The organism is Pseudomonas sp. S2_F03 (assembly GCF_054668335.1).
In genome coordinates, this window is sequence record NZ_CP162759.1 from 1,981,645 (window position 1) to 2,006,602 (window position 24,958).

Consider the following 24,958-nt stretch of genomic DNA (forward strand, 5'->3'; position numbering starts at 1 on the left):
CCACTCACTGCCGAAAACTGCGTAACTCTTTGTTTACCAAGGAGTTTCCCGTTTCGACTGCGCCGGAAGTGGGGCGAATTATAGACATCCTGAATCTGCCGTCAACACTTAATTACACCTTTCGTGCAGACGGTACCTTTTTAGCCACAAACCGCGGGATTCGCCGGGCAACTGCTGGCACACGCAGCACTAACAGCAACGCCCCTATCGAGGCGTATACCGTCCACTCCTTCAGATCAGCACGCACGATCCACAACATATGCAGCAACCCAAGCCCGAGAATCACATAGACGAGCCGATGCAGCTTCTTCCAGCGTGCGCCCAAACGCCGCTGACTGTAACGATTAGATGTCACCGCCAACGCCAGCAAACACAGAAACGCCAGCGTACCGACGATAATGTATGGCCGCTTGCGCAACTCAACACCCAGCTGCGACCAGTCAAATCCTAGAATGAACGCCGTATAGCCACTCAAATGCAGAACCACATAAGCAAAGCACCACAACCCCAACTGCCTTCGCACAGCCACCCACCCTGCCCACCCGGTGAGTTTTTGCAGGGGCGTCATACTGAGCGTAATGAGTAGCAAAACAAGCGTGCCCAACCCAAGCCGATCAACCAGAATTTTGCCTGGGTCCGGGCCCAACACATCCGTCCAGGCCTGATACAGCCAAAGCAGCGGCCACACCGCTGCCACTATAAAAACGCCAAGACGCCAAACCGGAAAACGCATCAGTAGTTCTTCCGCAAATCGAGCCCTGTATAAAGAGAGGCGACTTCATCCGCGTAGCCGTTGAACATCTGTGTGTCGCGCACATTGGGCTTGAACAAACCACTGGGCAAACGGCGCTCCCGCGCCTGAGTCCAACGCGGATGATCAACCGCAGGATTCACATTCGCGTAGAAACCATACTCATCCGCTGCAATGCTCTGCCATGTTGTTTTCGGCTGCTCGCTGACCAGACTGATACGCACAATGGATTTGATGCTTTTGAATCCATACTTCCAGGGCACCACCAAACGCAACGGCGCTCCATTCTGATTGGGCAACTCACGCCCATACATGCCGACCGCAAGAATCGCCAACGGGTTCATCGCCTCATCCAGACGCAACCCTTCTACATAGGGCCAGTCGATCAAGGCAAAGCCGGAACGCTGCCCCGGCATACTCTTGGGATCCTCCAGGGTTTCGAAGCGAATGTACTTAGCCTTGGAGGTTGGCTCCACTTGCTTGAGTAATGCCGAAATGGGAAAACCAATCCACGGAATGACCATCGACCAAGCCTCTACGCAGCGAAGACGGTAGATGCGCTCTTCCAACTGATAAGGCTTCATGAAGTCTTCCAGCGCATAGCGTCCAGGCTTGCCCACTTCGCCATCCACTACAACGCTCCACGGCTCGGTCTTCAGTGCGCCGGCATTGGCAGCCGGGTCACCTTTATCAGTGCCGAACTCGTAGAAGTTGTTGTAATGGGTCGCGTCCTTGAAGGGCGTAATCGACTCATCCTTGACGTTGACTGCCCCCCATTTGGTAGAGGGAAGCTTTTCGGTAAACCAGGTAGGTGCCTTGCCAGGCTCGACGTCTGCATAACGAGCAACATCTTCGGCCGACGCCCAACGAGGCAGGCTGCTTATCGCCAAGCCCGCAACGGCAGCACCAAGAACTTTTCGACGGGATAGATAGAAGGCTTCAGATGTGACGTCCGACTCATGGCAGTCAGACGCTTTGGGGACTTTGATCAGCATGACAACTCCGCAGCTTTGGAGGACAGATGCACCCATAGACTGCGGAGTATGAGGGAAATTACATCACTCGGCGTTTTTGTGCCGACGAAGACGCAACAAGTACTGCACCGGACCGGAGGCCGCGTAAGCAAGGAAAACCAGCAGCAGGATGCGTGGTGGATCGCTGAAGACCACAGCAAACACCAACACCACCGCCAGGATCGCCACAAAAGGCACGCGCCCTTTCAAGTCGAGTTCCTTGAAGCTGTTGTACTTGATATTGCTGACCATCAGCATACCGGCAGCAGCCACCATCAGCGCAACCAGGAAGGACATCTTGGAACCCTGGATGCCGTAGTCGCTGAACGCCCAGACAATCCCGGCAACCACACCCGCCGCCGCCGGGCTGGCCAGACCGATGAAGTAGCGTTTATCCGCAGTGCCGACCTGGGTGTTGAAGCGCGCCAAACGCAAAGCCGCACCCGCCACATAGATGAAGGCAACCATCCAGCCGACCTTGCCCATATCACCCAAGGCCCAGCCAAACGCCAATAATGCCGGCGCGACGCCAAAGGCGACCATATCTGACAGTGAGTCGTACTCGGCACCAAATGCGCTCTGGGTATTGGTCATCCGGGCCACACGACCATCGAGACCATCAAGCACCATCGCGACAAAAATCGCGATCGCCGCAAAAGCAAAGTACTTGCTCGCATTGACCGAATCACCGGCGCTCAACGCGGCCTGGGCACTCATCGAGTTGATGATGGAATAAAACCCTGCGAACAGGTTCGCAGTGGTGAACAGGTTCGGCAGAAGATAGATACCACGATGCCGGACTTTACGGCCTTCAGCGTCATGCCCTTCTTCGATGTGCTCATCGATGGGCAGCAGGCTTTCGGCGTCAGAAGCCTGGTTTGGCTCTTCGGGGCGTTCGCTCATGGACATTACCTTGCAACAGGGTGGAAAGTTTTCGACAGATGTCTGGGGCGACGGTTCGGCCACAAACGATGCAGCTTTATACCAGAACCGGCGAACTCAAACGAAAAAACGCGGCCTAGGCCGCGTTTTCCGTACAAGCGCGTGACTTAGTTTTTAGCTTTGTCGACGATCTTGTTGGCACCGATCCACGGCATCATGGAGCGCAGCTGCTCGCCGATGATCTCGATACCGTGAGCGGCGTTGTTACGACGCTTGGCGGTCATCGAAGGGTAGCCGGTTGCGCCTTCGCTGATGAACATTTTGGCGTATTCGCCATCCTGAATACGTTTCAGGGCGTTGCGCATGGCCTGACGGGATTCGGCGTTGATTACTTCCGGGCCGGTCACGTACTCGCCGTATTCGGCGTTGTTGGAGATCGAGTAGTTCATGTTGGCGATACCGCCTTCGTACATGAGGTCAACGATCAGCTTCAGTTCGTGCAGGCATTCGAAGTAGGCCATTTCCGGCGCATAGCCAGCTTCAACCAGGGTTTCGAAACCGGCTTTGACCAGTTCAACGGTACCGCCGCACAGAACGGCTTGTTCGCCGAACAGGTCGGTTTCAGTCTCGTCCTTGAAGGTGGTTTCGATGATGCCGGTACGACCACCACCAACGCCAGCAGCGTAGGACAGTGCAACGTTTTTGGCGTTGCCCGAGGCGTCCTGGTAGATAGCGATCAGGTCAGGGATACCGCCGCCCTTCACGAACTCGGAACGTACGGTGTGGCCCGGAGCCTTCGGCGCGATCATGATCACGTCGAGGTCAGCGCGCGGAACAACCTGGTTGTAGTGAATCGCGAAGCCGTGGGAGAAGGCCAGGGTGGCGCCCTTCTTGATGTTCGGCTCGATTTCGTTCTTGTACAGGGCAGACTGGAACTCGTCCGGGGTCAGGATCATGACCAGGTCGGCGGCAGCAACAGCGGAAGCAACGTCAGTCACTTTCAGGCCGTGAGCTTCAGCTTTGGCAACGGTGGCCGAGCCTTTACGCAGACCAACAGTCACGTCAACGCCGGAATCTTTCAGGTTGCACGCTTGAGCGTGGCCCTGGGAGCCGTAACCGATGATGGCAACTTTCTTGCCCTGGATGATGGACAGGTCGCAGTCTTTTTCGTAATAAACTTTCATGAAATTCCCCTATATATCCAGGCCGTTCAGGCCATTCGCTAATTTGGTTTAGATGCTGAGTACTTTGTCGCCGCGAGCAATACCGGTCACGCCGCTACGGACGGTCTCCAGAATCGACGCAGTGCCGATGGACTGAATGAAGCTGTCGAGCTTGTCGCTGGTACCGGTCAATTGAACGGTATACACGCTGGCGCTGACATCGACGATCTGCCCACGGTAAATATCGGTAGTGCGCTTGATCTCGGCGCGCTGGGCGCCGGTGGCCTTGACCTTGACCAGCATCAGTTCGCGCTCGATGTGAGCACTTTCCGACAGGTCGACCAGTTTTACCACTTCGATCAGCTTGTTCAGGTTCTTGGTGATCTGCTCGATGACCTCATCGTGACCGACAGTGGTCAGCGTCAGACGCGACAGGGTCGGGTCTTCGGTTGGCGCCACGGTCAGGCTTTCGATGTTGTAGTTGCGCTGCGAGAACAGGCCGACTACGCGAGACAAAGCGCCGGGTTCGTTTTCCAGAAGCAAGGAAATAATGTGCCGCATGATTAAGTACGCTCCGTCTTGCTCAACCACATATCGCGCATGGAGCCGTCTTTGATCTGCATCGGGTAGACGTGCTCGCTGGTGTCGACCGAAACATCGATCACCACCAGGCGATCTTTCATGGCAAACGCCTCTTCCATCTTCGACTTCAAATCTTTCGAATCGGTGATGCGCACGCCAATGTGGCCGTAAGCTTCTGCCAGTTTGACGAAGTCAGGCAACGATTCCATGTAGGAATGAGAATGACGGCTGCCATAGCTCATGTCCTGCCACTGGCGAACCATACCCAGCACACCGTTATTCAGGATCAGGATTTTTACCGGCAAACCATATTGCAGACAGGTCGACAGTTCCTGAATGTTCATCTGGATGCTGCCTTCGCCGGTGACACAGACGACATCGTCTTCCGGGAAGCTCAACTTGATGCCCATGGCTGCCGGAAAACCGAAGCCCATGGTGCCCAGGCCACCGGAGTTGATCCAGCGGTTCGGCTTGTTGAACTTGTAGTACTGCGCAGCAAACATCTGGTGCTGCCCTACGTCCGAAGCGACATAGGCATCGCCATTGGTCACTTCGCACAGGGTTTCGATCACGGTCTGCGGCTTGATCACGCTGCCGTCGCCCTTGTCGTAAGGGAACAGGCCGCGATCACCACGCCACTCGTCAACTTGCTTCCACCAGCTGGCAACGGACTCCTTGTTCGGGGTCTCGCCGATTTCCTTGAGGATCGCGACCATTTCGGTCAGGACGCTCTCGACCGGACCAACGATAGGCACGTCAGCCTTGATGGTCTTGGAAATAGAAGCCGGGTCGATGTCGATGTGAATGATCTTGGCATTCGGGCAGAACTTGGCCGGGCCATTGATCACGCGGTCATCGAAACGAGCGCCGACCGCAAGGATCACGTCAGCATGGTGCATGGCCAGGTTCGCGGTGTAGCTGCCGTGCATGCCGAGCATGCCAATGAATTGACGATCAGTGCCAGGGTAGGCACCCAGACCCATCAGGGTATTGGTCACTGGCAGGTTGAGCATCTTCGCCAATTCGGTCAGCGGCGCGGAGCCACCACCGAGAATCACGCCGCCGCCTGCGTACATCACAGGACGCTTGGCCGCCAGGAGCATTTCTGCTGCCTTGCGGATTTGCCCGGAGTGACCGCGAACGGCCGGACTGTAGGAACGCAGCTTGGCTTTTTTCGGGAAGACGTATTCGAACTTCTCGGCCGGATTGGTCATGTCTTTCGGGATATCGACAACGACCGGACCAGGACGACCGGATTGCGCCAGGTAGAAGGCTTTCTTCATGACTTCCGGAATTTCCGACGCGTGCTTGATCATGAAGCTGTGCTTCACGATCGGCCGGGAGATACCGATCATGTCGGTTTCCTGGAACGCATCGGTACCCACCATGGTGCTAGGCACCTGGCCGGAAATAACCACCATCGGAATGGAGTCCATATAAGCCGTGGCGATACCGGTGATGGCATTGGTTGCGCCAGGACCGGAAGTCACCAGTACCACGCCGGCTTTACCGGTGGCACGGGCATAGCCGTCAGCCATATGGGTAGCCGCTTGTTCGTGACGAACCAGGATGTGGGTCACTTCCGGTTCTTTGAACAGGGCATCGTAGACATGAAGAAGAGCACCACCCGGGTACCCGTAAATATATTTGACGCCTTCGTCACGCAAGAAGCGGACGAGCATCTCACCGCCAGATAAAAGCTCCACGTTGTTCACCTCTAAAACGCCAGAATACCGCCCACATAAACAGGGACGGGTCTTAATAGGTTTACTTCTCAGCAGAGCATGAGCGACGGTGGTCGCCGACTACGTCAGCACTGACTGAGCAAGTATTGGGATCGTCCCAAGTGTTGCGGGCTTTTCCCACCCAGCGCGAGGTAACGCGTTGCGGGTGTAACAGGTCGGCGCGGATGTGCGCCTCATGATCTGCCGAGTGGGTCTGCTTCTGGCAGTCCCTCTACAGCGGACTTTGGATTCTTCTGTTTCGTCCCCTGCAAGTCAAGTCGTGTATGTGCTTTATTGAAGTAAGCACATGAGAAAGCAAGAAAAAATCGCTAAACAGCCACTGTGTTAGCTTGGATTGCGCAACTAATGACAAGGAAATGGCATGCGAACGACATTCTTCATGGTCTGCCTGCTGATCAGCCCTTTATGCATGGCGGGTCAGATCTACAAATGGGTCGATGCCCAAGGCGTAACGCACTTTGATTCACAACCGCCCCAAGGACAGGAGGTCACCACCGTGCTGCCGCCCTCCTCTTCTGTCAGCAATCCGCAGACGCTGCCACGCAGCAACGCCATAGGCGATCAACAGGTCATCGACAACAACGTAAAAAAGCAGGTCGCCGAGCAGCAAGCTCAGTTGAAGACATTTTGCATGCAGGCGCGAACGAATCTGGCGCAACTGCAGAACAATCCGCGACTTCGGGAAGATGTGGACGGCGAGATGCGCCGCCTGACCGATCAACAACGTCAGGAGCGCATCAGCGAAACACAGAAACAGATTACGGATAACTGCCAGTAAGTACCTGTAGGAGCAGAGCTTGCTCGCGATGAGGGCGAAACACCCAACAGGCCTGTTGAATGTTGCACCGCTATCGTCGGAACGCCGCCCGGAGCAAGCTCGGCTCCTACAGAGATCGGGTGTTAGCGGGAGGCGGTGATCAGTAGATCGAACTCTTTGAGCAGCACTTGTAGCTGCCGGTCCTTGCCCTGGACATTGCGCCCGGCGAAGACCATTTCGGCCATCTCCTGAATGCCCGAAGCGTTAGGCAGCGGCAAATCCTGTTCGAGGATGATCTTCATGCGAGGCAAGAAAATCCACTGCAGCCACTGCTCAAAATCCAGCGTATCGACCGAAAACGGCTCGACACTGGCAAGCGCTTCAGCGGAGGGTGGGACTTCATCCCACCACCCCTGCACCCGCAATTCACGCTCGATCAGCAGCAACTGCTCGGCAATCTTCGGAAAGCGGGCATCCATCACAGCGAAACCTTGGCCTTCTGGCGGGCCAGCGTAGCGCCGCTGGAATCACCTTGTTTCTCGCGTGCCTGGGCGATCAATTCCCACAGGCTGGCCTGAAGATCCGGACGACCATTGGCGAACGTCAGCCCACGACGAGCGAATTGTTCAGCCTGCGCGGCATCACCTTGAGCCATGCGCACCTGAGCGAGGCGATAAAGCACTTGTGGCTCACGCGGCGCGACACGCTGGGCGCGCTCGAGACTGGACGAAGCACCGTTGAGGTCGCCGCTGGCCTGTTGCTGCTGAGCCGTGGTCAACAGCGCCAGCACCGGGCCATCCAGTTGTTCATCGGCCGACAGGCCACCGGCACTCGCCGAAGGAATCCCGCTCGGCGTCGACGGCATGCTGTAGCTGCCCTGATTGATCGGTGCCGACTGGACCGGCGACGTATCGATCGGCCCCGGAGTAATCGGGCCTGGGGTGATCGGCGAGGTACTGATCGGGGCCGAAGTGACGGCGCCGCCACCCGGGACCATCACCACCACACCGGTGTCGCCCTGCGGAATCGCCTGGGTTTGGGTCTGGGCTTGCACAGGACGCTTCACTGTCGTCTTGCGGAAACCGCCATTCGCCGAGATCCGCTCGTTGTTGGACACAGCCGTACCGGAATCCTCAACCGGAATCGAACCGCGTTGTACGGTGGAGCAACCGCTGAGCAATGCCACGGCGGCAACCGCTGGTATCAACCACTTGTTCACGTGAATCCCTCTTTGCTTAATTCATCCAGCCCTTGACCCAATCCATCACCGTTTCGCCGGAAGCAGGGCCTTCGCCACCGCAAGCTGCACCGGGAGGTGGTTCGCTGCCGCGAATATACGGCATCTGCACGGCGCCCGGGCAGTTGGCATCGGAGCCTTGTCCGGTACGCGAATCGACCCACGCCTGAACAACGTTGTCCGGCTGCGGCATGTCCAGCGGCAATGGATCGGCTTTACGCATGAAGCTGGTCCAGACCTGCAGGGCACCGGTAGCACCGGTGAACGGCGTCTTGCCGTTGTCATCACGACCCAGCCAGACCACCGCCAACAGGTCCTGACTGAAACCTGCGAACCAACTGTCCCGCGAGTCGTTACTGGTACCGGTCTTGCCGGCCAGGGTCAGGGTCTTTGGCAACACGTTATAAACCGAACTGCCGGTACCTTCACGCATGACCCGCTGCATGGCGCTCTGGATCAGGTAGATAGAAGCCGGATCAAAACGCTGTTCGATCTGGAACGGATAGCGCTTGAGCGGTTCGCCTTCGGCGGTCAATACGCTGCGAATCCCGCGCATCGGCGTGTTGAAACCACCATTGGCCAGCGTCTGGTACATGGTCGCCACTTCAATTGGCGTCATGCCACCGGCCCCCAGCAACATCGACGGGAATGCCGGGAACTCGCGAGTTACCCCCAGGCGCGCCAGGGTCTTGAGGACATTCGGTACACCCACTGCCAATCCGAGACGCGCAGTCGACAGGTTGTAGGAATGCGCCAGCCCCTGATACAGGAACACTGTACCGTGGGAACGGCGATCATAGTTCTGCGGTTTCCAGACCTGACCGTCCGCGCCCTTGACCGAGAAGGATTCGTCCGACAACCAACTGGTCAGCGTGTACTGGGTAGGCTTCTCAAGCGCCGTCAGATAAACCGCCGGTTTGATCAATGAGCCGATGGGGCGCACCGCATCCAGCGCACGGTTGAAGCCTGCAAAACTGGCCTGGCGGCTGCCGATCATGGCCTGGACTTCACCGGTTTCCGGGTTGGTCACGACCATGGCCGCTTCGACGTCATCGGAACCCTTGCGACCGGACAGTCGCTTGAAGGTGTCGTTGACGGAAGCTTCGGCTTTCATCTGCAGAATCGGGTCGAAACTGGTGAAGATCCGCAGGCCTTCTTCGGTCAAGTCTTCGTCGCGGTAGTCTTCGCGCAACTGGCGCTTGACCAGGTCGATAAAGCCCGGGAACGAGCTGTCGGCCAGCTTGCCGCGTGTCGTTACACCCAGCGGCATTTTTTTCGCAGCTTCGACCTGCTCGGCGGTGGCGACGCCTTGTTCCTGGAGGACATCGAGCACCAGATTGCGCCGCTCAAGCGCTCGCTCAGGATTGCGACGCGGGTTGTAATAGGACGGCCCCTTGACCATCCCCACCAGCAAGGCAACTTGATGCAGTTTCAATTCGGACAACGGCTGCCCGAAGAAGAACTGACTGGCCAGACCGAAACCGTGCACCGCGCGCTGGCCGTCCTGACCGACGAACACTTCATTGAGGTAAGCCTCAAGAATCTCCGGTTTGTCGTAATGCAACTCAAGCAACATCGCCATCATGGCTTCGGTGAGTTTACGGGTCAGGCTGCGCTCACTGGTCAGATAGAAGTTCTTGACCAACTGTTGTGTCAGCGTACTGCCGCCCTGGGTCATCTTGCCGCCAGACGTGTTGACCCAGACAGCGCGTGCAATCGACTTGGGTGACACGCCCCAGTGGCTATAGAAATCCCGGTCTTCCACGGCGACCAGGGTCTCCAGCAGATACGGCGGGACCTGATCAATTTTGATCAGGATGCGGTCTTCCAGATTTTTCGGGTAAATACCGCCGATCATCAGCGGTTCAAGGCGCACCACGGAAAGCTTCGAACCGTTGGTCGCCGAGAGCTCAGCAACATAGTCGCCGGAGAAACGCACGCGCACGGGCTGAGGTTTCTCCAGGCCTTCATAGAACTGGAAGCCACGGGTGTTCAGATCGACGGTATTGCCGTTGACCGACGCCGCTCCAGGGCCATTGCTCACGCTTTCGCGCCGGTAACCCAAGGCGTCGAGTTCGGTGAGAAAGTCTTCCTTGCTCAGCTTCTGGCCAGTGAACAGCTCCAGCGGCCGTGCATACACCTTGGCCGGAATGGTCCAGCGTTTGCCGGAGAACTTTTCCTGGACGATAGCGTCGAGGTAAACCGCGAATCCGGCGAGCACCACAAGGCCGACCAGACTGAGTTTAAGGGCCCAGCCCAGCCACGGGTGCAGGCCCCGGGAAGGTGGTTTTTTTGGAGTGCGGGGGGATCGAGTACGAGTCATGGCGGCGGATTATACGCACTTTATTAATACTCAACAGGAGCCCTCCGAGGTTTGCGTCAGGCGGACTTGCGGCCATAATGGCGACCTTGAATTTTTCCCAGACTCTGAAGGATCGCCTGTGAGCCAGTCCCTGATTGCTGCCCTGCAAAACCCGGCCCTCTACCCGCACCCGGTAGACGGTTTCCAGGTCATCGAGACCCATATTTCCTGGGTCATCCTCACAGGCCCCTTTGCTTATAAAGTGAAAAAACCCGTGAATTTCGGTTTCCTCGACTTCACCAGCCTGGATGCACGTGAGCATTTCTGCGGTGAAGAACTGCGCCTCAACCAGCGCCTGACCGACGACTTGTACCTGCAAGTGTTGCCGATCACTGGCAGCGCCGAAGCACCGCAGTTCGGTGGCGACGGCCCTGTAGTCGATTTCGCGCTGAAAATGCGTCAGTTCCCACAAAGCCAATTGCTCAGCACCCTGCAGGCGAATGGCGAACTGACTACCGCCCACATCGACGAGATGGCCGCGCAGATTGCTCAATTCCACCTCAACGCACCGAAAGTGCCTGCCGAACACGAAGCCGGCACCCCCGACAGCGTTATGGCACCCGTACGCCAGAACTTCGAACAGATCCGTCCATTCCTCAGCGACAAGGCCGACCTGGTACAACTGGACGCCCTGCAAGCCTGGGCCGAAAGCAGCTTCGAACGCCTAAAGCCGTTGTTCGCCCAGCGCAAGGCCGAAGGTTTCATTCGCGAATGCCACGGTGATATCCACCTCGGCAACGCGACAGTAATCGATGGCAAGGTCGTGATCTTCGACTGCATCGAGTTCAACGAACCGTTCCGCTTCACCGACGTTTATGCCGACACCGGTTTCCTGGCGATGGACCTGGAAGACCGTGGCTTGAAATGCCTCGCGCGCCGTTTCGTCAGCCAGTACCTGGAGCTGACCGGCGACTACCAGGGCCTTGAGCTGCTGAACTTCTATAAAGCCTATCGCGCACTGGTTCGCGCCAAGGTGAGCCTGTTCAGCATGCCGGCCGAAGCCGACCCGGTACAACGCGCCACGACCCTGCGCCAATACCGCAACTACGCCAACCTCGCGGAAAGCTACAGCACCATTCCCTCGCGTTTCATGGCCATCACCCACGGCGTGTCCGCTGTCGGCAAGAGCCACGTAGCAATGCGCCTGGTAGAAGCGTTGGGCGCCATTCGTCTTCGCTCGGATGTAGAGCGCAAGCGTCTGTTCGGCGAACAAACCGTCGCGAATGACCCGCAGGCCGGCATTTATAGCGCCGACGCCAGCACCACCACCTACAGCCGTCTTCACGAGATTGCCGCGGTCATCCTGCGCGCCGGTTTTCCGGTGGTGATCGATGCCACTTACCTCAAGCACGACCAGCGCGAAAACGCGGCAAAAGTCGCCGAAGCCACTGGCGCTCCGTTCCTGATCCTTGATTGCCATGCACCACAAGCCGTGATCGAGAGCTGGTTGGCCCTGCGCCAGGCAGACAAAAAGGATCCGTCTGACGCCAACCTGACCGTTATCGCAGCCCAGCAAGCCAATCGCGAACCGCTGACGCCAGCAGAGATTCTGTACAGCAAACGCGTTCAGACCAATGAAAGCGGGACGCTCGACACGGTCGTCGCGCAAATTCGTCAACGCATGCCAGGTCTGTAAAAACTATTTCAGCCGTGAGGCCTCCGCTGGCTTCACGGCTGCCAAATAGTGGCACTATACTGGCGTCATAAAACCATCAGGTGATGCGACATGAGCCAGCCCAAACTTCTCGACACCCCGCTGTATGCCTTGCTGCACAAAGATGACATCGCAGGCTTCAACGCCGAACGCGCCAACTACGGAACTGTCGACATGGTCGGTGGCGATTTCCGAGGCCTGGACTTGCGCGAGCTGAACGCTGATGGTGTCGACTTCACCGATGCCTATTTTCGCTCCGCCGATTTGCGCGGCATCGATTTTCGTAACGCCTCACTGGAAGGTGCCAGCCTGGCACATGCTCAAATCTCCGGTGCCTACTTCCCGCCAGAGCTGAGTGCAGACGAGATTCTTATGTCGATGAACTTCGGCACTCGCCTGCGTTATCGCACCCGCTAAAAACGACGCTCTACCCAACAAATCCAGCGCCCCCGCGTTGCGCTGGATGCCGTGTGGACTGCCCCAGGTTCGACTTCCGACACCCGCCCCCACTGCATTCGCAATGCTTTTCACTCAATGACTGGCGTCTTCCTCTTAGAAGCTTTTGCGTCGAAAACGACCAAACAATCACGCTTTTCCTACTGATGGCTACACTCCTGATAGGCTCGCCCACGCACCGTTCGGCCGTCGCAAGGAGGCTTGATGAATGATGAACTGCAACACCTGAAGAATCTTGGCAAGACGTCAGCACAGTGGCTGCATGCCGTGGGCATCCACAGTGCGTCGGACTTGCGTCGCCTCGGGGCGGTGGATGCTTATCGGGCCGTGCGTACGCGCGGTTTTCGGGCGTCCAAGGTGTTGTTGTATGCGATCGAAGGCGCACTGATGGACGTGCATTGGAATGACATTCCCGCCGAGCGCAAAGAAGCCTTGAACAAACAGCTGGAGGCGATTTCCTCGCGCCACAAGGCTTGAAATCATTGGCTTTGAACCGAATTGACGAGGCATCTCAAAGAAACTGAAAAACAGCGGTTGACATGGTAATGAGAATCGCTATGATTACCACCAACTGGTCGCGAGACTGGTCGATATTTGAACAGCCCTTGGTTCGGACTCTCAGATATCTCCTCATCAGGCTAATCACGGTTATTTGACCCGGCTCTTGCCGGGTCTTTTTTTGCCTGTGAAAAACCGGCACCAGAGGCATGTTCAACCCGATATGTTTTTCAGCGGGCGATGATCAACGGATGCCCGCGCTCCGGGTGCTGCTGCACCAACACTTCCAGCCCGAACACTGCTTTGAGCGACTCAGGCTTCAGGACGTGCTGCGGCGTATCCAGCGCAACCGGGCGCCCGCCTTCAAGCAGCAACAGACGATCACAGTAACGCGCCGCCAGATTCAGATCATGCAGGATGACCAGCACCGCCGCGCCGTGATCGGCAAACTCGCGCACCGCTTGTAAGGTGGTGTGTTGATGCAGCGGGTCGAGCATTGATGTCGGCTCATCGAGCAGCAGCGTCTGGCCCGCCTCGCCCGGCCAGAGCTGCGCCAGCACCCGCGCCAGATGCACGCGCTGACGCTCGCCGCCGGACAAGGCCAGATAGCTGCGACCACTCAGGTGCCCGGCATCAGCGGCGCGCAGGGCGCAGGCGACGATCTCGTCATCGCGCACTCGACCGCTTTGATGGGGCAAACGCCCCATACCCACGACTTCTTCAACACGAAAGGCAAAGTCCAGCGTCGACACCTGCGGCAGTACCGCCAGCCGCTGTGCTCGCAGCGGTGCGGCCCAGTGATTCAATTCGCGATCATCGAGCCAGACACTGCCTTGGTCGGCGTGCAACTCCCCGCACAAGGCACCGAGCAAGGTACTTTTGCCGGCGCCATTAGGGCCGAGCACACCAAGCACTTCACCTGGCCGAAGTTCGAGCGTGATGTCCGTCAGTACAGTCTTGCTGCCCCGACGGATTTGCAGGTTTTGCGTGCGCAACATCAGGCGCGACTCCGGAGCAGTAAAAACAGAAAAAACGGCGCACCGATAAAGGCCGTGACGATACCGATCGGCAGTTCGGCGGGCGCCAGGGCCAGGCGCGCCACCAGATCGGCGAACAGCAGAAGACTGGCACCTGCGAGCACCGAGGCAGGCAGCAACACCCGATGATCAGGACCGGCCAGCAAGCGCACGAGGTGCGGCACCACCAGGCCGACAAACCCGATCATCCCCGCCGCCGCCACCGCCGCGCCGACACCCAACGCGGTACAGAACACCAATTCGCGCTTGAGCCCTTCAACGTTGATGCCCAAATGGCCGGCCTCCGACTCCCCCAGCAACAATGCATTCAAGGCTTTGGCTCGACGCGGCAGCCAGAGCGCCACGCCCGTGCTCACCAGCAGCAATGGCCAGAGACGCGCGTAACTGGCGCCGTTAAGGCTGCCCAGATTCCAGAACGTCAGCGTACGCAGGGTCGCGTCGTCCGCCAGGTAGGTGAACAACCCCACCGCCGAGCCCGCCAGAGCGGTCAAGGCGATACCGGCCAGCAACATGGTTGCGACGTTGGTCTGACCGTTGCGTCGACCGAGCCGATACACCAGTGCTGTCACACCCAACCCACCGAGAAACGCACACACCGACAACAGGTAAGGCCCGAACGACTCAGGCAGGCCGCCAAACATCGACCCACCCACAATCGCGATGGCCGCACCCAATGCGGCGCCGCTGGACACCCCCACCAATCCCGGATCGGCCAACGGGTTACGAAACAGGCCCTGCATGGCCACACCGGAGAGCGCCAGCACGCCCCCCACCGCCAACCCCAGCAAGGTTCGCGGCAGACGGATCTGCCCCACGATCAATTCCGCTTGCTCGAGGCCTTGCAGTGCAATCGGCAATCCGGCCAGGCGCAGCACAGCGTGCGCGGTATCGAGCAACGGCAAGCTGACCGGCCCCAGCGCCAATGACAGCCAGATCGCCAGCAAACACAAAAGGCTCAGGCCAATAAACAACGCACGAGGTTTAATCAGGAGAGTCATTGGCCGACGGTGCCTGGGAAGAACCCGTCAGAGAGTTCTTTCAGGCTTTCCGGCAGCCGTGGCCCCAACCCGCCTACCAACAACGTAGGATCCAGCTCCATGACTCGACCGTCCTTCGCCGCACGGGTCGAGGACAGCATCGGGTTTTCCTTGAACAGCGCGGCCCGCGCCGCATCACCGGTCAGTGCCCGGTCAGCAAACACCAGCACCTCCGGGTCCAGGCTGACCAGCGACTCGACAGAAAAAGGTTTGTAACCAGTATGCGTTGCCAGGTTGTGGCCGCCGGCCTGTCGCAGTATCCAATCGGCCGCGGTGCCCTTGCCTGCGATGAGCGGCTTGCCGCCTGCATGACCGAGCAACACCAACACGCCCGGTGATTTTTTCGTCAGCTGCACCTTGGTCACCCGGACTTTTTGTTGTTCAAGTTGCTCCTGATAACGCAGGAACGCCTGCGCAGCCTGGTCTTCAGCCCCAAGCAACTGGCCCAGGTGCTGCAAGTTACCCTGCAATGTCGGCAAATCCGGCTGCGCCGAGAACAATTCGACCTGTACCCCGGCATTACGAATCTGCGACAACACGGGCGGCGGACCCATTTCTTCGGTGCCGATCAGTATCTGCGGGCGTAAGCTCAAGATACCCTCCGCCGACAACTGCCGCTGATAGCCAATGCTTGGCAGCGACTTGAGGCTTTCAGGATGCTGACTGGTAGTGTCGACGCCGACCAGCTTCGATTCGCCCCCCAGCGCGCTCACCCACTCGGACAATGAGCCACCGGCACTGACCCAACGTTGTGGCAACTCGGCCGCTGCGCCGTGGTGGCTGACGAGAAGTCCGACACAGAGCGCAGCAACGCGGGTACTCAGGCGCATAAACAGCTTCCTTTAAAGTTTTCCCAGGCATCGAGATGGCAGGCCAAGTATTCTCGGCCACTGGCACCTGCGCCCGACGGGCAAGGCGGCCATTTGATAATTGTTTGCATTTGAACGTCAAGCTCGGACATATCTGGTCACGAGACGCAGGACTTGAGGATAGACATGAAGTTTCTTTGCACCGGCGCCGAATTGGCTGACGCCAGCAGTCGCGGTTTCGACATCGACGGCCAGAAGCTCTTCGCCGTACGCCGGGCTGGCCAGGTCTACGTCTACATCAATCGCTGCCCGCACCGTGGCGTTGGCCTGGAGTGGACGCCAGACAGCTTTCTCGACCCCAGCAACAGCCTGATCCAGTGCGCCACCCACGGCGCACTGTTTCTGATTGAAGACGGCGAGTGCGTTTCCGGCCCCTGCGCGGGCCAATCATTGACCACCGTGCCCTGCCGCGAAGACGCGCAAGGCATCTGGGTCAGCCTTTAGCCGTTGAGCAGCACGTCCAGACGCCGATCGACCACCATCTCTTCATGGGTCAACCGCACACCATAGGCCAGCACCTCGACCCCGCACGCGACCGCCTCACGCAAGGCCACCGCGTAGGCCGAATCGATTTCCTCTGCCGGACGTACCGCGTCGATGCCGGTCAGGTTGACGCAATACAACTGAACCGCGCGAATCCCGTCCCGGGCCAGATGCGCCAATTCACGCAAATGCTTGGCCCCGCGCTGGGTAACGGCGTCGGGAAACGCAGCTACCGATGAGCCGTCAAAACCCAGGGTGACGCTTTTGACTTCTATATAAGCAGGACCGCCGGGGTAATCGAGGCGGAAATCGATTCGGCTTCTTTCCTGACCGTAGGCGACTTCGCGCTTCAGTTCGGTAAAACCGTTCAACTCGCTGATGACACCGCCGCGCAGCGCCTCTTCGATCAAACCATTGGCTCGCCCGGTGTTAACGCAAAACAGGCGCCCTTGCGGGGTTTCGCCAACCTCCCAGGTACCGGGCAACTTGCGCTTCGGGTCATTGGAGCGGCTGAACCAGACCTGCCCGCCTTCGACCTGGCAATTGAGCATCGAGCCCGTATTGGGACAATGAATGGTCAGCAACTCGCCGCTAACGGTTTCGATATCGGCAAGAAAACGCTTGTAACGGCGGATAAGTCGCCCTTTTTCGAGGGGAGGATGAAAACGCATCAGCCTTGCCAGCTCTTCAATCCGCGAGCGATCCGCTCGACCGCTTCTTCCAGGCGCGGCAGGCTTTGGGTGTAGGCAAAACGCACATGGTGCCCAGCCTGATATCGCCCGAAATCCAACCCCGGGGTAAATGCCACATGCTCGGTTTCGAGGAAGTGCCGGCAGAACGCGAAGGCATCTCCGCCGAAATTGCTGATATCTGCATACAAATAGAACGCACCCTCAGGCTCCACGGCAATGCCGAATCCCAATTCACGCAGGGCCGGCAGCAGGAAATCGCGACGACGACCAAACTCAGCGCGACGCTCTTCGAGAATGCTGATGGTCGCCGGTTCAAAGCAAGCCAGAGCGGCATACTGGGCCATGCTCGGCGCGCTGATATAGAGATTTTGCGCGAGTTTTTCCAGCTCGCCGACTGCCGCTTCCGGCGCCACCAGCCAGCCGAGCCGCCAACCGGTCATGCCGAAGTACTTGGAAAAACTGTTCAGCACAAAGGCGTTGTCATCGACTTCCAGCACGCTGGCCGCATCGGTGCCATAGGTCAGGCCGTGATAGATCTCGTCCACCACCAGATGACCATGGCGAACCTTGATCGCCTGCGATAACCCCGCCAGCTCGTCACGGGTCAGGATCGTCCCGGTCGGGTTGGCCGGGGACGCTACCAATGCGCCGACACTGTCGTGGTCCCAATGACGCGCCACTAGATCAGGGGTCAGTTGATAACGCACCTCAGGACCTACTGGAACAAGCTGCGCCGCGCCTTCCACCAATCTCAGGAAGTGGCGATTGCACGGGTAGCCGGGATCCGCCAGCAGCCAGTGCTTGCCCGGGTCCACCAGCAAGGCGCTGGCCAGCAACAAAGCACCCGAACCGCCGGGGGTGATGAGGATTCGTTGAGGGTCGATGTTCAACCCATACCGCTGCTGATAGAAACCGGAGATGGCGTCTCGCAGCTCGGGAATGCCCCGTGCGGCGGTGTAACGGGTCTTCCCCGCCGTCAACGCGGCCTGGCCGGCCTGAATGATCGGTTCGGCGGTGGTGAAGTCCGGCTCGCCGATTTCCAGGTGGATCACGTCGTGACCGGCGGCTTGCAGCTCATTGGCCCGTGCCAGCAACGCCATGACGTGAAAAGGTTCGATCGCGCGACTGCGGGCACTGTAGGACTGAGCCATTAGCCCTCCTTCAACAGAGAAAAAAATCAATTCTACCCAAGCACAGGAACGAGCGAGAACCTAAAGCGGTCACAACCGTTAATAAGCCCGGCCACAAACGACCCAAACGAGTACCTCAAGTTTGACTAAAATCAATATTTGATCAGGTCTCCAGCACCACCAGACAAGGCTTTGCAATGATTTGCAAGGCCTGCGGACCACTACCTCGACATCCGGGAGTAGCGCGGTCCGATTTGATCTGGTAAGTTCGCCCGCTTGCAGCCGCGGGGCCGGCAGGTGTCGGTGATGGAGCAATCCTGCGCAGATGGATTACAAGAGTAGAGGCGGTCTATTTCATGTCCACCCAAGCAAAGCAACAACCGAGCCCGACGATCAGCGGCTTCGAACCCTACAAAGAAGTGAAGGGCGAGGAGTACATGGGCAAGCCCATGCGCGCGCACTTCACCAAGGTCCTGAACAAGTGGAAACAGGATTTGATGCAGGAAGTCGACCGCACGGTTGATCACATGAAGGACGAGGCAGCCAACTTCCCGGATCCGGCAGACCGTGCCAGCCAGGAAGAAGAGTTCGCCCTCGAACTGCGCGCCCGCGACCGCGAGCGCAAGTTGATCAAGAAGATCGACAAAACCCTTCAGTTGATTGAAGACGAAGAATATGGCTGGTGCGAGTCCTGCGGCGTCGAAATTGGCGTCAAGCGACTGGAAGCCCGCCCTACCGCCGACATGTGCGTTGACTGCAAGACCCTGGCGGAAATCAAGGAAAAGCAAGTCGGCAAGTAACATCGACTTGAACGAAAAACGGAGCGTGCGAACGCTCCGTTTTTGTTTCTGATATTTGCTTCGGCGAAAAACCCTGTGGGAGCGGGCTTGCTCGCGAAAGCGGTGGGTCAGCCAACATTAATGTTGCGGCTGATGGCCTCTTCGCGAGCAAGCCCGCTCCCACAGGGTGGTTAGCGCAAGCCCGGAAAATTAACATTGCCCTCATGACTGCCATCACCTCTTCCGCTTACATCGGGCGCTTCGCCCCCACGCCCAGCGGCCACCTGCATTTCGGTTCGCTGGTCGCCGCACTCGCTTCATACCTCGACGCCCGCTCGGTGGGGGGCCGCTGGCTGATGCGCATGGAAGACCTTGACCCGCCACGGGAAGAACCCGGCGCTCAAGCGGCGATCCTCAATGCCCTGGAAAGCTATGGCTTTGAATGGGACGGCGAGATGGTCCGCCAGAGTGAACGGCACGACGCCTACGCCGAAGTGCTCAATAGCCTGTTCAACCATGGCCTGGCTTACGCCTGTACCTGCTCGCGAAAACAGCTGGAGCCTTATCACGGCATTTATCCGGGCCTGTGCCGCAATGCCGGCCATGGCACCGAAGACGCCGCGATTCGCCTGCGTGTCCCCGAACTGGAATACCACTTCACCGACCGCGTCCAGGGCGAATACCGTCAGCACCTGGGTCGCGAGGTGGGCGATTTTGTGATTCGCCGCCGCGACGGGCTGTATGCCTATCAACTGGCCGTCGTCCTGGATGACGCCTGGCAAGGCATCACCGATATCGTGCGGGGTGCCGACCTGCTGGACTCCACGCCGCGCCAGCTCTATCTGCAAGAACTGCTCGGCCTGCGCCAACCGCGTTATCTGCACATCCCGCTGATTACCCAGCCCGATGGCAACAAACTCGGCAAATCCTACCGATCGCCGCCGTTGGCCGAAAATCAGGCGACACCTTTGTTGTTGCGTGCCTTACGCGCACTCGGGCAAAAACCCGGTACCGAACTGGCTTACGCCACCCCACGGGAAGTGTTGGACTGGGGCATTGCCCACTGGGATGCGTCGCTGATCCCGCGCACACTGAACCTGCCCGAGGCGCAACTGCAGTGATCGCACTTGCAGTGGCGCGCCCATCCGTTACCATCGCCGCACGTTTTCGGGCACACGCATAAAAAAGAGAGGCCGGGATGTACATCTATCGCTTGGTCCTGCTCCTGGTAGTGGGGATTTATCTGTTCTCCCCGGCCATCATGGATTGGTGGATCGACGCCACTGGCGCCTGGTATCGCCCTTATTTGCTCTGGCTGATCCTGATCGTTGTGACCTTCATCCTGCAGAGCCAAAAAGATGCCGATGAGCTTTAGCCTGACCCAGATGATCCTGATCAGCGCCGCGTACCTGGCGGTGCTGTTCGGCGTAGCCTGGGTCAGTGAACGGGGCATGATCCCCCGGGCGATCATTCGCCACCCGCTGACGTACACCCTGTCGCTGGGCGTCTACGCCAGCGCCTGGGCTTTTTACGGCACGGTCGGCCTGGCCTACCAGTACGGTTACGGCTTTCTGTCCAGCTACCTGGGGGTATCCGGCGCATTTCTGCTGGCGCCGGTGTTGCTGTACCCAATCCTGAAAATCACTCGCACTTATCAGTTGTCGTCCCTGGCCGACCTGTTCGCGTTCCGTTTCCGTAGCACCTGGGCCGGCGCGCTGACGACGATTTTCATGCTGATCGGCGTCCTGCCGTTATTGGCGTTGCAGATTCAGGCCGTGGCCGACTCCATCGGCATCCTTACTCGCGAACCGGTTCAACATCGCGTGGCCCTGAGTTTCTGCGCCCTGATTACGCTGTTTACGATTTTCTTCGGCTCGCGCCACATCGCCACCCGAGAAAAACATGAAGGCCTGGTGTTCGCGATTGCCTTCGAATCGGTCATCAAACTGATCGCCATTGGCGGCGTCGGCCTGTATGCGCTGTACGGCGTGTTCGACGGCCCGCAACAGCTTGAACTGTGGCTGCTGCAAAACCAGACCGCCCTCGCCGCCTTGCACACCCCGCTGCAAGAAGGTCCGTGGCGCACGCTGCTGCTGGTGTTTTTTGCTTCGGCAATCGTGATGCCGCACATGTATCACATGACGTTTACCGAAAACCTCAACCCGCGCTCGCTGGTCAGTGCCAGCTGGGGTTTGCCGCTGTTTCTGCTGCTGATGAGCCTGGCGGTGCCGCTGATTCTCTGGGCCGGGCTGAAACTCGGCGCCACGACTAATCCTGAGTATTTCACTCTTGGCATCGGCATCGCCGCCAACAGCAAAGCCTTGGCGCTGCTGGCGTATGTCGGCGGTTTGTCGGCAGCGAGCGGCCTGATCATCGTCACCACCCTGGCGCTGTCCGGGATGGCACTGAACCACCTGGTGCTGCCGCTCTATCAACCACCGGCCGAAGGCAATATCTACCGCTGGCTGAAGTGGACTCGTCGGGCGCTGATCGTCGCAATTATCATGGCCGGCTACGGTTTCTACTTGCTGCTGGGCGTGGAGCAGGATCTGGCCAATCTCGGCATCGTCGCGTTTGTCGCCACATTGCAGTTCTTGCCAGGCGTTCTCTCGGTTCTGTACTGGCCGACCGCCAACCGCCGGGGCTTCATTGCCGGTTTGCTGGCAGGGATTCTGGTGTGGCTGGTGACCATGCTGTTGCCACTGGTGGGCAACCTGCAGGGCTTCTACATTCCCCTGCTGAACATGATCTACGTGCTGGACGACACCAGCTGGCACATGGCGGCCATCGCGTCGTTGGCAGCCAACGTGCTGATGTTCACCCTGATCTCGCTGTTTACCAACGCCAGCCCCGAAGAGGCCAGCGCCGCCGAAGCCTGCGCCGTGGACAATGTACGTCGCCCGCAACGTCGCGAACTGCACGCCGCGTCACCCCAGGAATTCGCCACGCAGCTGGCAAAACCCCTGGGCGCCAAGGCTGCTCAGAAAGAAGTCGAACAGGCGCTGCGCGATCTCTATCTGCCGTTCGACGAGCGCCGGCCTTACGCCTTGCGTCGCTTGCGTGACCGTATCGAAGCCAACCTGTCCGGCTTGATGGGCCCCAGCGTTGCCCAAGACATGGTCGAGACGTTCCTGCCTTATAAGGCGGGTGGCGAGAACTACGTCACCGAGGACATTCACTTCATCGAAAGTCGCCTTGAGGATTACCACTCACGGCTGACCGGCCTGGCCGCCGAACTCGATGCCCTGCGCCGCTATCACCGCCAGACCCTGCAAGAACTGCCGATGGGCGTTTGCTCGCTGGCCAAGGATCAGGAAATCCTCATGTGGAACAAAGCCATGGAGGAACTGACGGGTATTGCCGCGCAGCGTGTGGTCGGTTCGCGCCTGAGCACCATTGCCGATCCGTGGAAAGAACTGCTGCAAGGCTTCATCAACCTGCCCGACGAGCATTTGCACAAGCAGCACCTGGCCCTTGATGGCCAGACTCGCTGGCTGAACCTGCACAAAGCGGCGATCGATGAACCGCTGGCGCCGGGTAACAGCGGTTTGGTGTTGCTGGTGGAAGACTTGACCGAAACCCAGATGCTCGAAGACAAGCTGGTGCATTCCGAGCGCCTGGCCAGCATCGGCCGACTCGCGGCAGGTGTGGCCCATGAAATCGGCAACCCGATTACCGGCATTGCGTGCCTGGCGCAGAACCTGCGCGAAGAGCGCGAAGACGATGGCGAGCTGAAGGAAATCAGCGGGCAGATCCTCGAACAGACCAAACGCGTCTCACGCATCGTTCAATCGCTGATGAGCTTCGCCCACGCCGGCAGTCACCAGCACAGCGACGAACCCGTCTGTCTGGCCGAAGTGGCTCAAGATGCCATCGGCCTGCTGGCCTTGAACCGACGCAATTTCGAAGTGCAGTTCTATAATCTGTGCGACCCCGATCACTGGGTCGAAGGCGATCCGCAGCGACTCGCCCAAGTACTCATCAATCTGCTCTCAAACGCCCGCGACGCCTCGCCTGCGGGTAGCGCCGTGCGGGTTAAAAGCGAAGCCGGCGAACACACGGTCGACCTGATCGTGGAAGACGAAGGCAGCGGTATTCCGAAGAACATCATGGACCGATTGTTCGAACCTTTCTTCACCACCAAGGATCCTGGCGAAGGCACCGGTCTGGGCCTTGCACTGGTCTATTCCATCGTTGAAGAGCATTATGGACAAATCACCATCGACAGCCCGGCTGATGTTCAAAGCCAACGCGGCACCCGTATCAGGGTGACCTTGCCGCGTCATGTCGAAGCGACGTCCGCTGTGAACTGAGACCGTCGAGAGTATCGAATCAATGCCGCACATTTTGATCGTCGAAGACGAAACAATTATCCGCTCCGCCTTGCGCCGCCTGCTGGAACGCAACCAGTACCAGGTCAGCGAAGCCGGTTCAGTGCAGGAAGCACAAGAACGCTTCACCATTCCCACGTTCGACCTGATCGTCAGTGACCTGCGCCTGCCCGGCGCACCTGGCACCGAGTTGATCAAACTCGGCCAAGGCACCCCGGTGCTGATCATGACCAGCTACGCCAGCCTGCGTTCGGCGGTCGACTCAATGAAGATGGGCGCGGTGGATTACATCGCCAAGCCTTTCGATCACGACGAAATGCTCCAGGCCGTCGCCCGGATCCTGCGTGACCGACAATCGCTGCCAGCCAACGGTGAACCTGCTGCGGGTAAAGCCGGCAATGGCGCCGCGAAAGCGGGTGCCGACAACAGCAACGGCGAAATCGGCATCATTGGCTCGTGTCCGCCGATGCAGGACCTGTACAGCAAAATTCGCAAAGTCGCCCCGACCGATTCCAACGTCCTGATCCAGGGCGAATCCGGTACCGGTAAAGAACTGGTGGCGCGCGCCCTGCACAACCTGTCCCGCCGCGCCAAGGCACCGATGATTTCGGTGAACTGCGCGGCCATTCCGGAAAGCCTGATCGAGTCCGAGCTGTTCGGTCACGAAAAAGGCGCATTCACCGGCGCCAGCGCCGGGCGTGCCGGTCTGGTGGAAGCGGCGGACGGCGGCACCCTGTTCCTCGACGAAATCGGCGAACTGCCACTCGAAGCCCAGGCTCGCCTGCTGCGCGTGTTGCAGGAAGGCGAAATTCGCCGTGTGGGTTCGGTTCAATCGCAGAAGGTTGACGTGCGCCTGATCGCGGCGACTCACCGCGACCTCAAGAGCCTGGCAAAAATCGGCCAGTTCCGCGAAGACTTGTATTACCGCCTCCATGTGATCGCCCTGAAGCTGCCAGCCTTGCGCGAGCGCGGTGCGGACGTGAACGAAATCGCCAATGCGTTCCTGGCGCGACAGAGCGCGCGGATCAACCGCACCGACCTGAAATTCGCCCCGGATGCCGAGCAAGCGATTCGTCATTATTCCTGGCCCGGTAACGTTCGCGAGCTGGAAAACGCGGTCGAGCGCGCGGTCATCCTGTGCGAGAGCCCGGAAATCTCTGCTGAACTGCTGGGTATCGACATCGAGCTGAGCGATCTGGAAGAGGACGAGTTCATCGGCCTGGCGCCGCAGCAGGGCAACAACGGCGGTAATTCCAGTCATGAGCCAACCGAAGACTTGTCACTGGAAGATTATTTCCAGCACTTCGTTCTCGAGCACCAGGACCACATGACCGAAACCGAGCTGGCCCGCAAACTCGGGGTCAGCCGCAAATGCCTGTGGGAGCGGCGTCAGCGCCTGGGCATCCCACGGCGCAAGACCGGGGTCGCCAGCGAGAGCTGAACGTCACCTGTCTGAGACGTGGGTAACACGTGACACGCTGAAAAAACTGTTACCTCAGA

24 protein-coding genes are annotated in these 24,958 nt (G+C 58.8%); 10 read left to right on the forward strand and 14 right to left on the reverse strand.

Annotation, left to right across the window (positions count from 1 at the left end):
* Window positions 1-112 precede the first annotated feature (112 nt).
* The 6 genes from msrQ to AB4N76_RS09405 form a co-directional block, all read right to left on the reverse strand.
* Window positions 113-733 carry a protein-methionine-sulfoxide reductase heme-binding subunit MsrQ gene (gene msrQ / locus AB4N76_RS09380; protein ID WP_046028455.1) on the reverse strand — a complete coding sequence of 207 codons (621 nt, stop codon included), beginning with the start codon at window positions 731-733 and terminating at the stop codon, window positions 113-115.
* Window positions 733-1,746 carry a protein-methionine-sulfoxide reductase catalytic subunit MsrP gene (msrP, locus tag AB4N76_RS09385; protein ID WP_046028456.1) on the reverse strand — a complete coding sequence of 338 codons (1,014 nt, stop codon included), beginning with the start codon at window positions 1,744-1,746 and terminating at the stop codon, window positions 733-735. Before msrP ends, msrQ begins: the two co-directional genes overlap by 1 nt.
* Before the next feature lie 63 nt (window positions 1,747-1,809).
* Window positions 1,810-2,667 carry a CDP-diacylglycerol--serine O-phosphatidyltransferase gene (gene pssA / locus AB4N76_RS09390; protein ID WP_007948646.1) on the reverse strand — a complete coding sequence of 286 codons (858 nt, stop codon included), beginning with the start codon at window positions 2,665-2,667 and terminating at the stop codon, window positions 1,810-1,812.
* 146 nt (window positions 2,668-2,813) lie between these two features.
* Window positions 2,814-3,830 carry a ketol-acid reductoisomerase gene (gene ilvC / locus AB4N76_RS09395; RefSeq protein ID WP_007948647.1) on the reverse strand — a complete coding sequence of 339 codons (1,017 nt, stop codon included), beginning with the start codon at window positions 3,828-3,830 and terminating at the stop codon, window positions 2,814-2,816.
* A 48-nt stretch (window positions 3,831-3,878) separates the two neighbouring features.
* The gene (gene ilvN, locus AB4N76_RS09400) at window positions 3,879-4,370 is read right to left on the reverse strand and encodes an acetolactate synthase small subunit (RefSeq protein ID WP_003176102.1); all 492 of its coding nucleotides are present in this window, start codon (window positions 4,368-4,370) and stop codon (window positions 3,879-3,881) included.
* Between the two features lie 2 nt (window positions 4,371-4,372).
* Window positions 4,373-6,097, reverse strand: a complete 1,725-nt coding sequence (locus AB4N76_RS09405) for an acetolactate synthase 3 large subunit (protein WP_046028860.1) — start codon at window positions 6,095-6,097, stop codon at window positions 4,373-4,375.
* A gap of 400 nt (window positions 6,098-6,497) precedes the next feature.
* On the opposite strand from AB4N76_RS09405, the gene AB4N76_RS09410 reads away from it, so the two are divergent.
* A complete protein-coding gene (locus AB4N76_RS09410) occupies window positions 6,498-6,914 on the forward strand; it encodes a DUF4124 domain-containing protein (RefSeq protein ID WP_460164406.1) in 417 nt (138 codons plus the stop codon).
* 122 nt (window positions 6,915-7,036) lie between these two features.
* Here AB4N76_RS09410 and AB4N76_RS09415 read toward each other — a convergent pair whose 3' ends face one another.
* Genes AB4N76_RS09415 through mrcB form a run of 3 tightly spaced genes read right to left on the reverse strand, consistent with a single transcriptional unit; the run spans window position 7,037 to window position 10,453 of the window.
* Window positions 7,037-7,372 carry a YqcC family protein gene (locus tag AB4N76_RS09415; RefSeq protein ID WP_046028462.1) on the reverse strand — a complete coding sequence of 112 codons (336 nt, stop codon included), beginning with the start codon at window positions 7,370-7,372 and terminating at the stop codon, window positions 7,037-7,039.
* Window positions 7,372-8,112 (reverse strand): tetratricopeptide repeat protein, encoded by a 741-nt coding sequence (locus AB4N76_RS09420; RefSeq protein ID WP_460164407.1) that lies wholly within the window; start codon window positions 8,110-8,112, stop codon window positions 7,372-7,374. Before AB4N76_RS09420 ends, AB4N76_RS09415 begins: the two co-directional genes overlap by 1 nt.
* Window positions 8,113-8,128: 16 nt before the next feature.
* Window positions 8,129-10,453, reverse strand: a complete 2,325-nt coding sequence (gene mrcB, locus AB4N76_RS09425) for a penicillin-binding protein 1B (protein ID WP_460164408.1) — start codon at window positions 10,451-10,453, stop codon at window positions 8,129-8,131.
* Window positions 10,454-10,571: 118 nt separating this feature from the next.
* Between mrcB and AB4N76_RS09430 the strand changes: the two genes are divergently transcribed.
* From AB4N76_RS09430 to AB4N76_RS09440, 3 genes are all read left to right on the forward strand, one after another.
* Window positions 10,572-12,128, forward strand: coding sequence for a bifunctional aminoglycoside phosphotransferase/ATP-binding protein (locus AB4N76_RS09430; protein ID WP_046028468.1), 1,557 nt, complete (start codon window positions 10,572-10,574; stop codon window positions 12,126-12,128).
* A 90-nt stretch (window positions 12,129-12,218) separates the two neighbouring features.
* A complete protein-coding gene (locus AB4N76_RS09435) occupies window positions 12,219-12,563 on the forward strand; it encodes a pentapeptide repeat-containing protein (protein ID WP_046028469.1) in 345 nt (114 codons plus the stop codon).
* A gap of 243 nt (window positions 12,564-12,806) precedes the next feature.
* On the forward strand, window positions 12,807-13,079 hold the full coding sequence (locus AB4N76_RS09440) for a TfoX/Sxy family protein (protein ID WP_007948654.1): 273 nt from the start codon (window positions 12,807-12,809) through the stop codon (window positions 13,077-13,079).
* A gap of 251 nt (window positions 13,080-13,330) precedes the next feature.
* On the opposite strand, the gene AB4N76_RS09445 is transcribed toward AB4N76_RS09440, so the two are convergent.
* From AB4N76_RS09445 to AB4N76_RS09455, 3 genes are read right to left on the reverse strand one after another with little or no spacing between them, the layout of a single operon-like run.
* Window positions 13,331-14,098 (reverse strand): heme ABC transporter ATP-binding protein, encoded by a 768-nt coding sequence (locus AB4N76_RS09445; protein ID WP_046028470.1) that lies wholly within the window; start codon window positions 14,096-14,098, stop codon window positions 13,331-13,333.
* Window positions 14,098-15,081: a FecCD family ABC transporter permease gene (locus tag AB4N76_RS09450; RefSeq protein WP_460164603.1), complete on the reverse strand. Its 984-nt coding sequence runs from the start codon at window positions 15,079-15,081 to the stop codon at window positions 14,098-14,100. Before AB4N76_RS09450 ends, AB4N76_RS09445 begins: the two co-directional genes overlap by 1 nt.
* Window positions 15,082-15,131: 50 nt before the next feature.
* Window positions 15,132-16,004 (reverse strand): heme/hemin ABC transporter substrate-binding protein, encoded by an 873-nt coding sequence (locus AB4N76_RS09455; RefSeq protein ID WP_460164409.1) that lies wholly within the window; start codon window positions 16,002-16,004, stop codon window positions 15,132-15,134.
* A gap of 165 nt (window positions 16,005-16,169) precedes the next feature.
* Here AB4N76_RS09455 and AB4N76_RS09460 point away from each other — a divergent pair, with 165 nt between their 5' ends.
* Complete coding sequence (locus AB4N76_RS09460; protein WP_109786269.1) at window positions 16,170-16,487, forward strand: Rieske (2Fe-2S) protein; 318 nt, start codon at window positions 16,170-16,172, stop codon at window positions 16,485-16,487.
* Here the strand turns inward: AB4N76_RS09460 and sfsA are convergent.
* Together sfsA and AB4N76_RS09470 are read right to left on the reverse strand one after the other, a co-directional pair.
* On the reverse strand, window positions 16,484-17,197 hold the full coding sequence (gene sfsA / locus AB4N76_RS09465) for a DNA/RNA nuclease SfsA (protein ID WP_046028488.1): 714 nt from the start codon (window positions 17,195-17,197) through the stop codon (window positions 16,484-16,486). The genes AB4N76_RS09460 and sfsA overlap by 4 nt on opposite strands.
* On the reverse strand, window positions 17,197-18,369 hold the full coding sequence (locus tag AB4N76_RS09470) for a pyridoxal phosphate-dependent aminotransferase (RefSeq protein WP_046028490.1): 1,173 nt from the start codon (window positions 18,367-18,369) through the stop codon (window positions 17,197-17,199). Before AB4N76_RS09470 ends, sfsA begins: the two co-directional genes overlap by 1 nt.
* Before the next feature lie 335 nt (window positions 18,370-18,704).
* Between AB4N76_RS09470 and dksA the strand changes: the two genes are divergently transcribed.
* From dksA to AB4N76_RS09495, 5 genes are all read left to right on the forward strand, one after another.
* Entirely contained in the window at window positions 18,705-19,148 is a 444-nt protein-coding gene (gene dksA, locus AB4N76_RS09475) for an RNA polymerase-binding protein DksA (protein WP_046028491.1), read from the forward strand.
* Between the two features lie 203 nt (window positions 19,149-19,351).
* Window positions 19,352-20,248: a tRNA glutamyl-Q(34) synthetase GluQRS gene (gene gluQRS, locus AB4N76_RS09480; protein WP_460164410.1), complete on the forward strand. Its 897-nt coding sequence runs from the start codon at window positions 19,352-19,354 to the stop codon at window positions 20,246-20,248.
* 77 nt (window positions 20,249-20,325) lie between these two features.
* Window positions 20,326-20,502 (forward strand): hypothetical protein, encoded by a 177-nt coding sequence (locus AB4N76_RS09485; protein ID WP_003176118.1) that lies wholly within the window; start codon window positions 20,326-20,328, stop codon window positions 20,500-20,502.
* On the forward strand, window positions 20,486-23,440 hold the full coding sequence (locus AB4N76_RS09490; protein WP_175648970.1) for a sensor histidine kinase: 2,955 nt from the start codon (window positions 20,486-20,488) through the stop codon (window positions 23,438-23,440). Before AB4N76_RS09485 ends, AB4N76_RS09490 begins: the two co-directional genes overlap by 17 nt.
* A gap of 22 nt (window positions 23,441-23,462) precedes the next feature.
* Entirely contained in the window at window positions 23,463-24,899 is a 1,437-nt protein-coding gene (locus tag AB4N76_RS09495; protein ID WP_046028497.1) for a sigma-54-dependent transcriptional regulator, read from the forward strand.
* Window positions 24,900-24,958 lie beyond the last annotated feature (59 nt).

Bases quoted from the DNA above. Each gene is read 5' to 3' on its own strand.
- msrQ (WP_046028455.1), bottom strand. From the start codon at position 733: ATGCGTTTTCCGGTTTGGCGTCTTGGCGTTTTTATAGTGGCAGCGGTG.
- msrP (WP_046028456.1), bottom strand. From the start codon at position 1,746: ATGCTGATCAAAGTCCCCAAAGCGTCTGACTGCCATGAGTCGGACGTC.
- pssA (WP_007948646.1), bottom strand. From the start codon at position 2,667: ATGAGCGAACGCCCCGAAGAGCCAAACCAGGCTTCTGACGCCGAAAGC.
- ilvC (WP_007948647.1), bottom strand. From the start codon at position 3,830: ATGAAAGTTTATTACGAAAAAGACTGCGACCTGTCCATCATCCAGGGC.
- ilvN (WP_003176102.1), bottom strand. From the start codon at position 4,370: ATGCGGCACATTATTTCCTTGCTTCTGGAAAACGAACCCGGCGCTTTG.
- AB4N76_RS09410 (WP_460164406.1), top strand. From the start codon at position 6,498: ATGCGAACGACATTCTTCATGGTCTGCCTGCTGATCAGCCCTTTATGC.
- AB4N76_RS09415 (WP_046028462.1), bottom strand. From the start codon at position 7,372: ATGGATGCCCGCTTTCCGAAGATTGCCGAGCAGTTGCTGCTGATCGAG.
- mrcB (WP_460164408.1), bottom strand. From the start codon at position 10,453: ATGACTCGTACTCGATCCCCCCGCACTCCAAAAAAACCACCTTCCCGG.
- AB4N76_RS09435 (WP_046028469.1), top strand. From the start codon at position 12,219: ATGAGCCAGCCCAAACTTCTCGACACCCCGCTGTATGCCTTGCTGCAC.
- AB4N76_RS09440 (WP_007948654.1), top strand. From the start codon at position 12,807: ATGAATGATGAACTGCAACACCTGAAGAATCTTGGCAAGACGTCAGCA.
- AB4N76_RS09445 (WP_046028470.1), bottom strand. From the start codon at position 14,098: ATGTTGCGCACGCAAAACCTGCAAATCCGTCGGGGCAGCAAGACTGTA.
- AB4N76_RS09455 (WP_460164409.1), bottom strand. From the start codon at position 16,004: ATGCGCCTGAGTACCCGCGTTGCTGCGCTCTGTGTCGGACTTCTCGTC.
- AB4N76_RS09460 (WP_109786269.1), top strand. From the start codon at position 16,170: ATGAAGTTTCTTTGCACCGGCGCCGAATTGGCTGACGCCAGCAGTCGC.
- sfsA (WP_046028488.1), bottom strand. From the start codon at position 17,197: ATGCGTTTTCATCCTCCCCTCGAAAAAGGGCGACTTATCCGCCGTTAC.
- AB4N76_RS09470 (WP_046028490.1), bottom strand. From the start codon at position 18,369: ATGGCTCAGTCCTACAGTGCCCGCAGTCGCGCGATCGAACCTTTTCAC.
- dksA (WP_046028491.1), top strand. From the start codon at position 18,705: ATGTCCACCCAAGCAAAGCAACAACCGAGCCCGACGATCAGCGGCTTC.
- gluQRS (WP_460164410.1), top strand. From the start codon at position 19,352: ATGACTGCCATCACCTCTTCCGCTTACATCGGGCGCTTCGCCCCCACG.
- AB4N76_RS09485 (WP_003176118.1), top strand. From the start codon at position 20,326: ATGTACATCTATCGCTTGGTCCTGCTCCTGGTAGTGGGGATTTATCTG.
- AB4N76_RS09490 (WP_175648970.1), top strand. From the start codon at position 20,486: ATGCCGATGAGCTTTAGCCTGACCCAGATGATCCTGATCAGCGCCGCG.
- AB4N76_RS09495 (WP_046028497.1), top strand. From the start codon at position 23,463: ATGCCGCACATTTTGATCGTCGAAGACGAAACAATTATCCGCTCCGCC.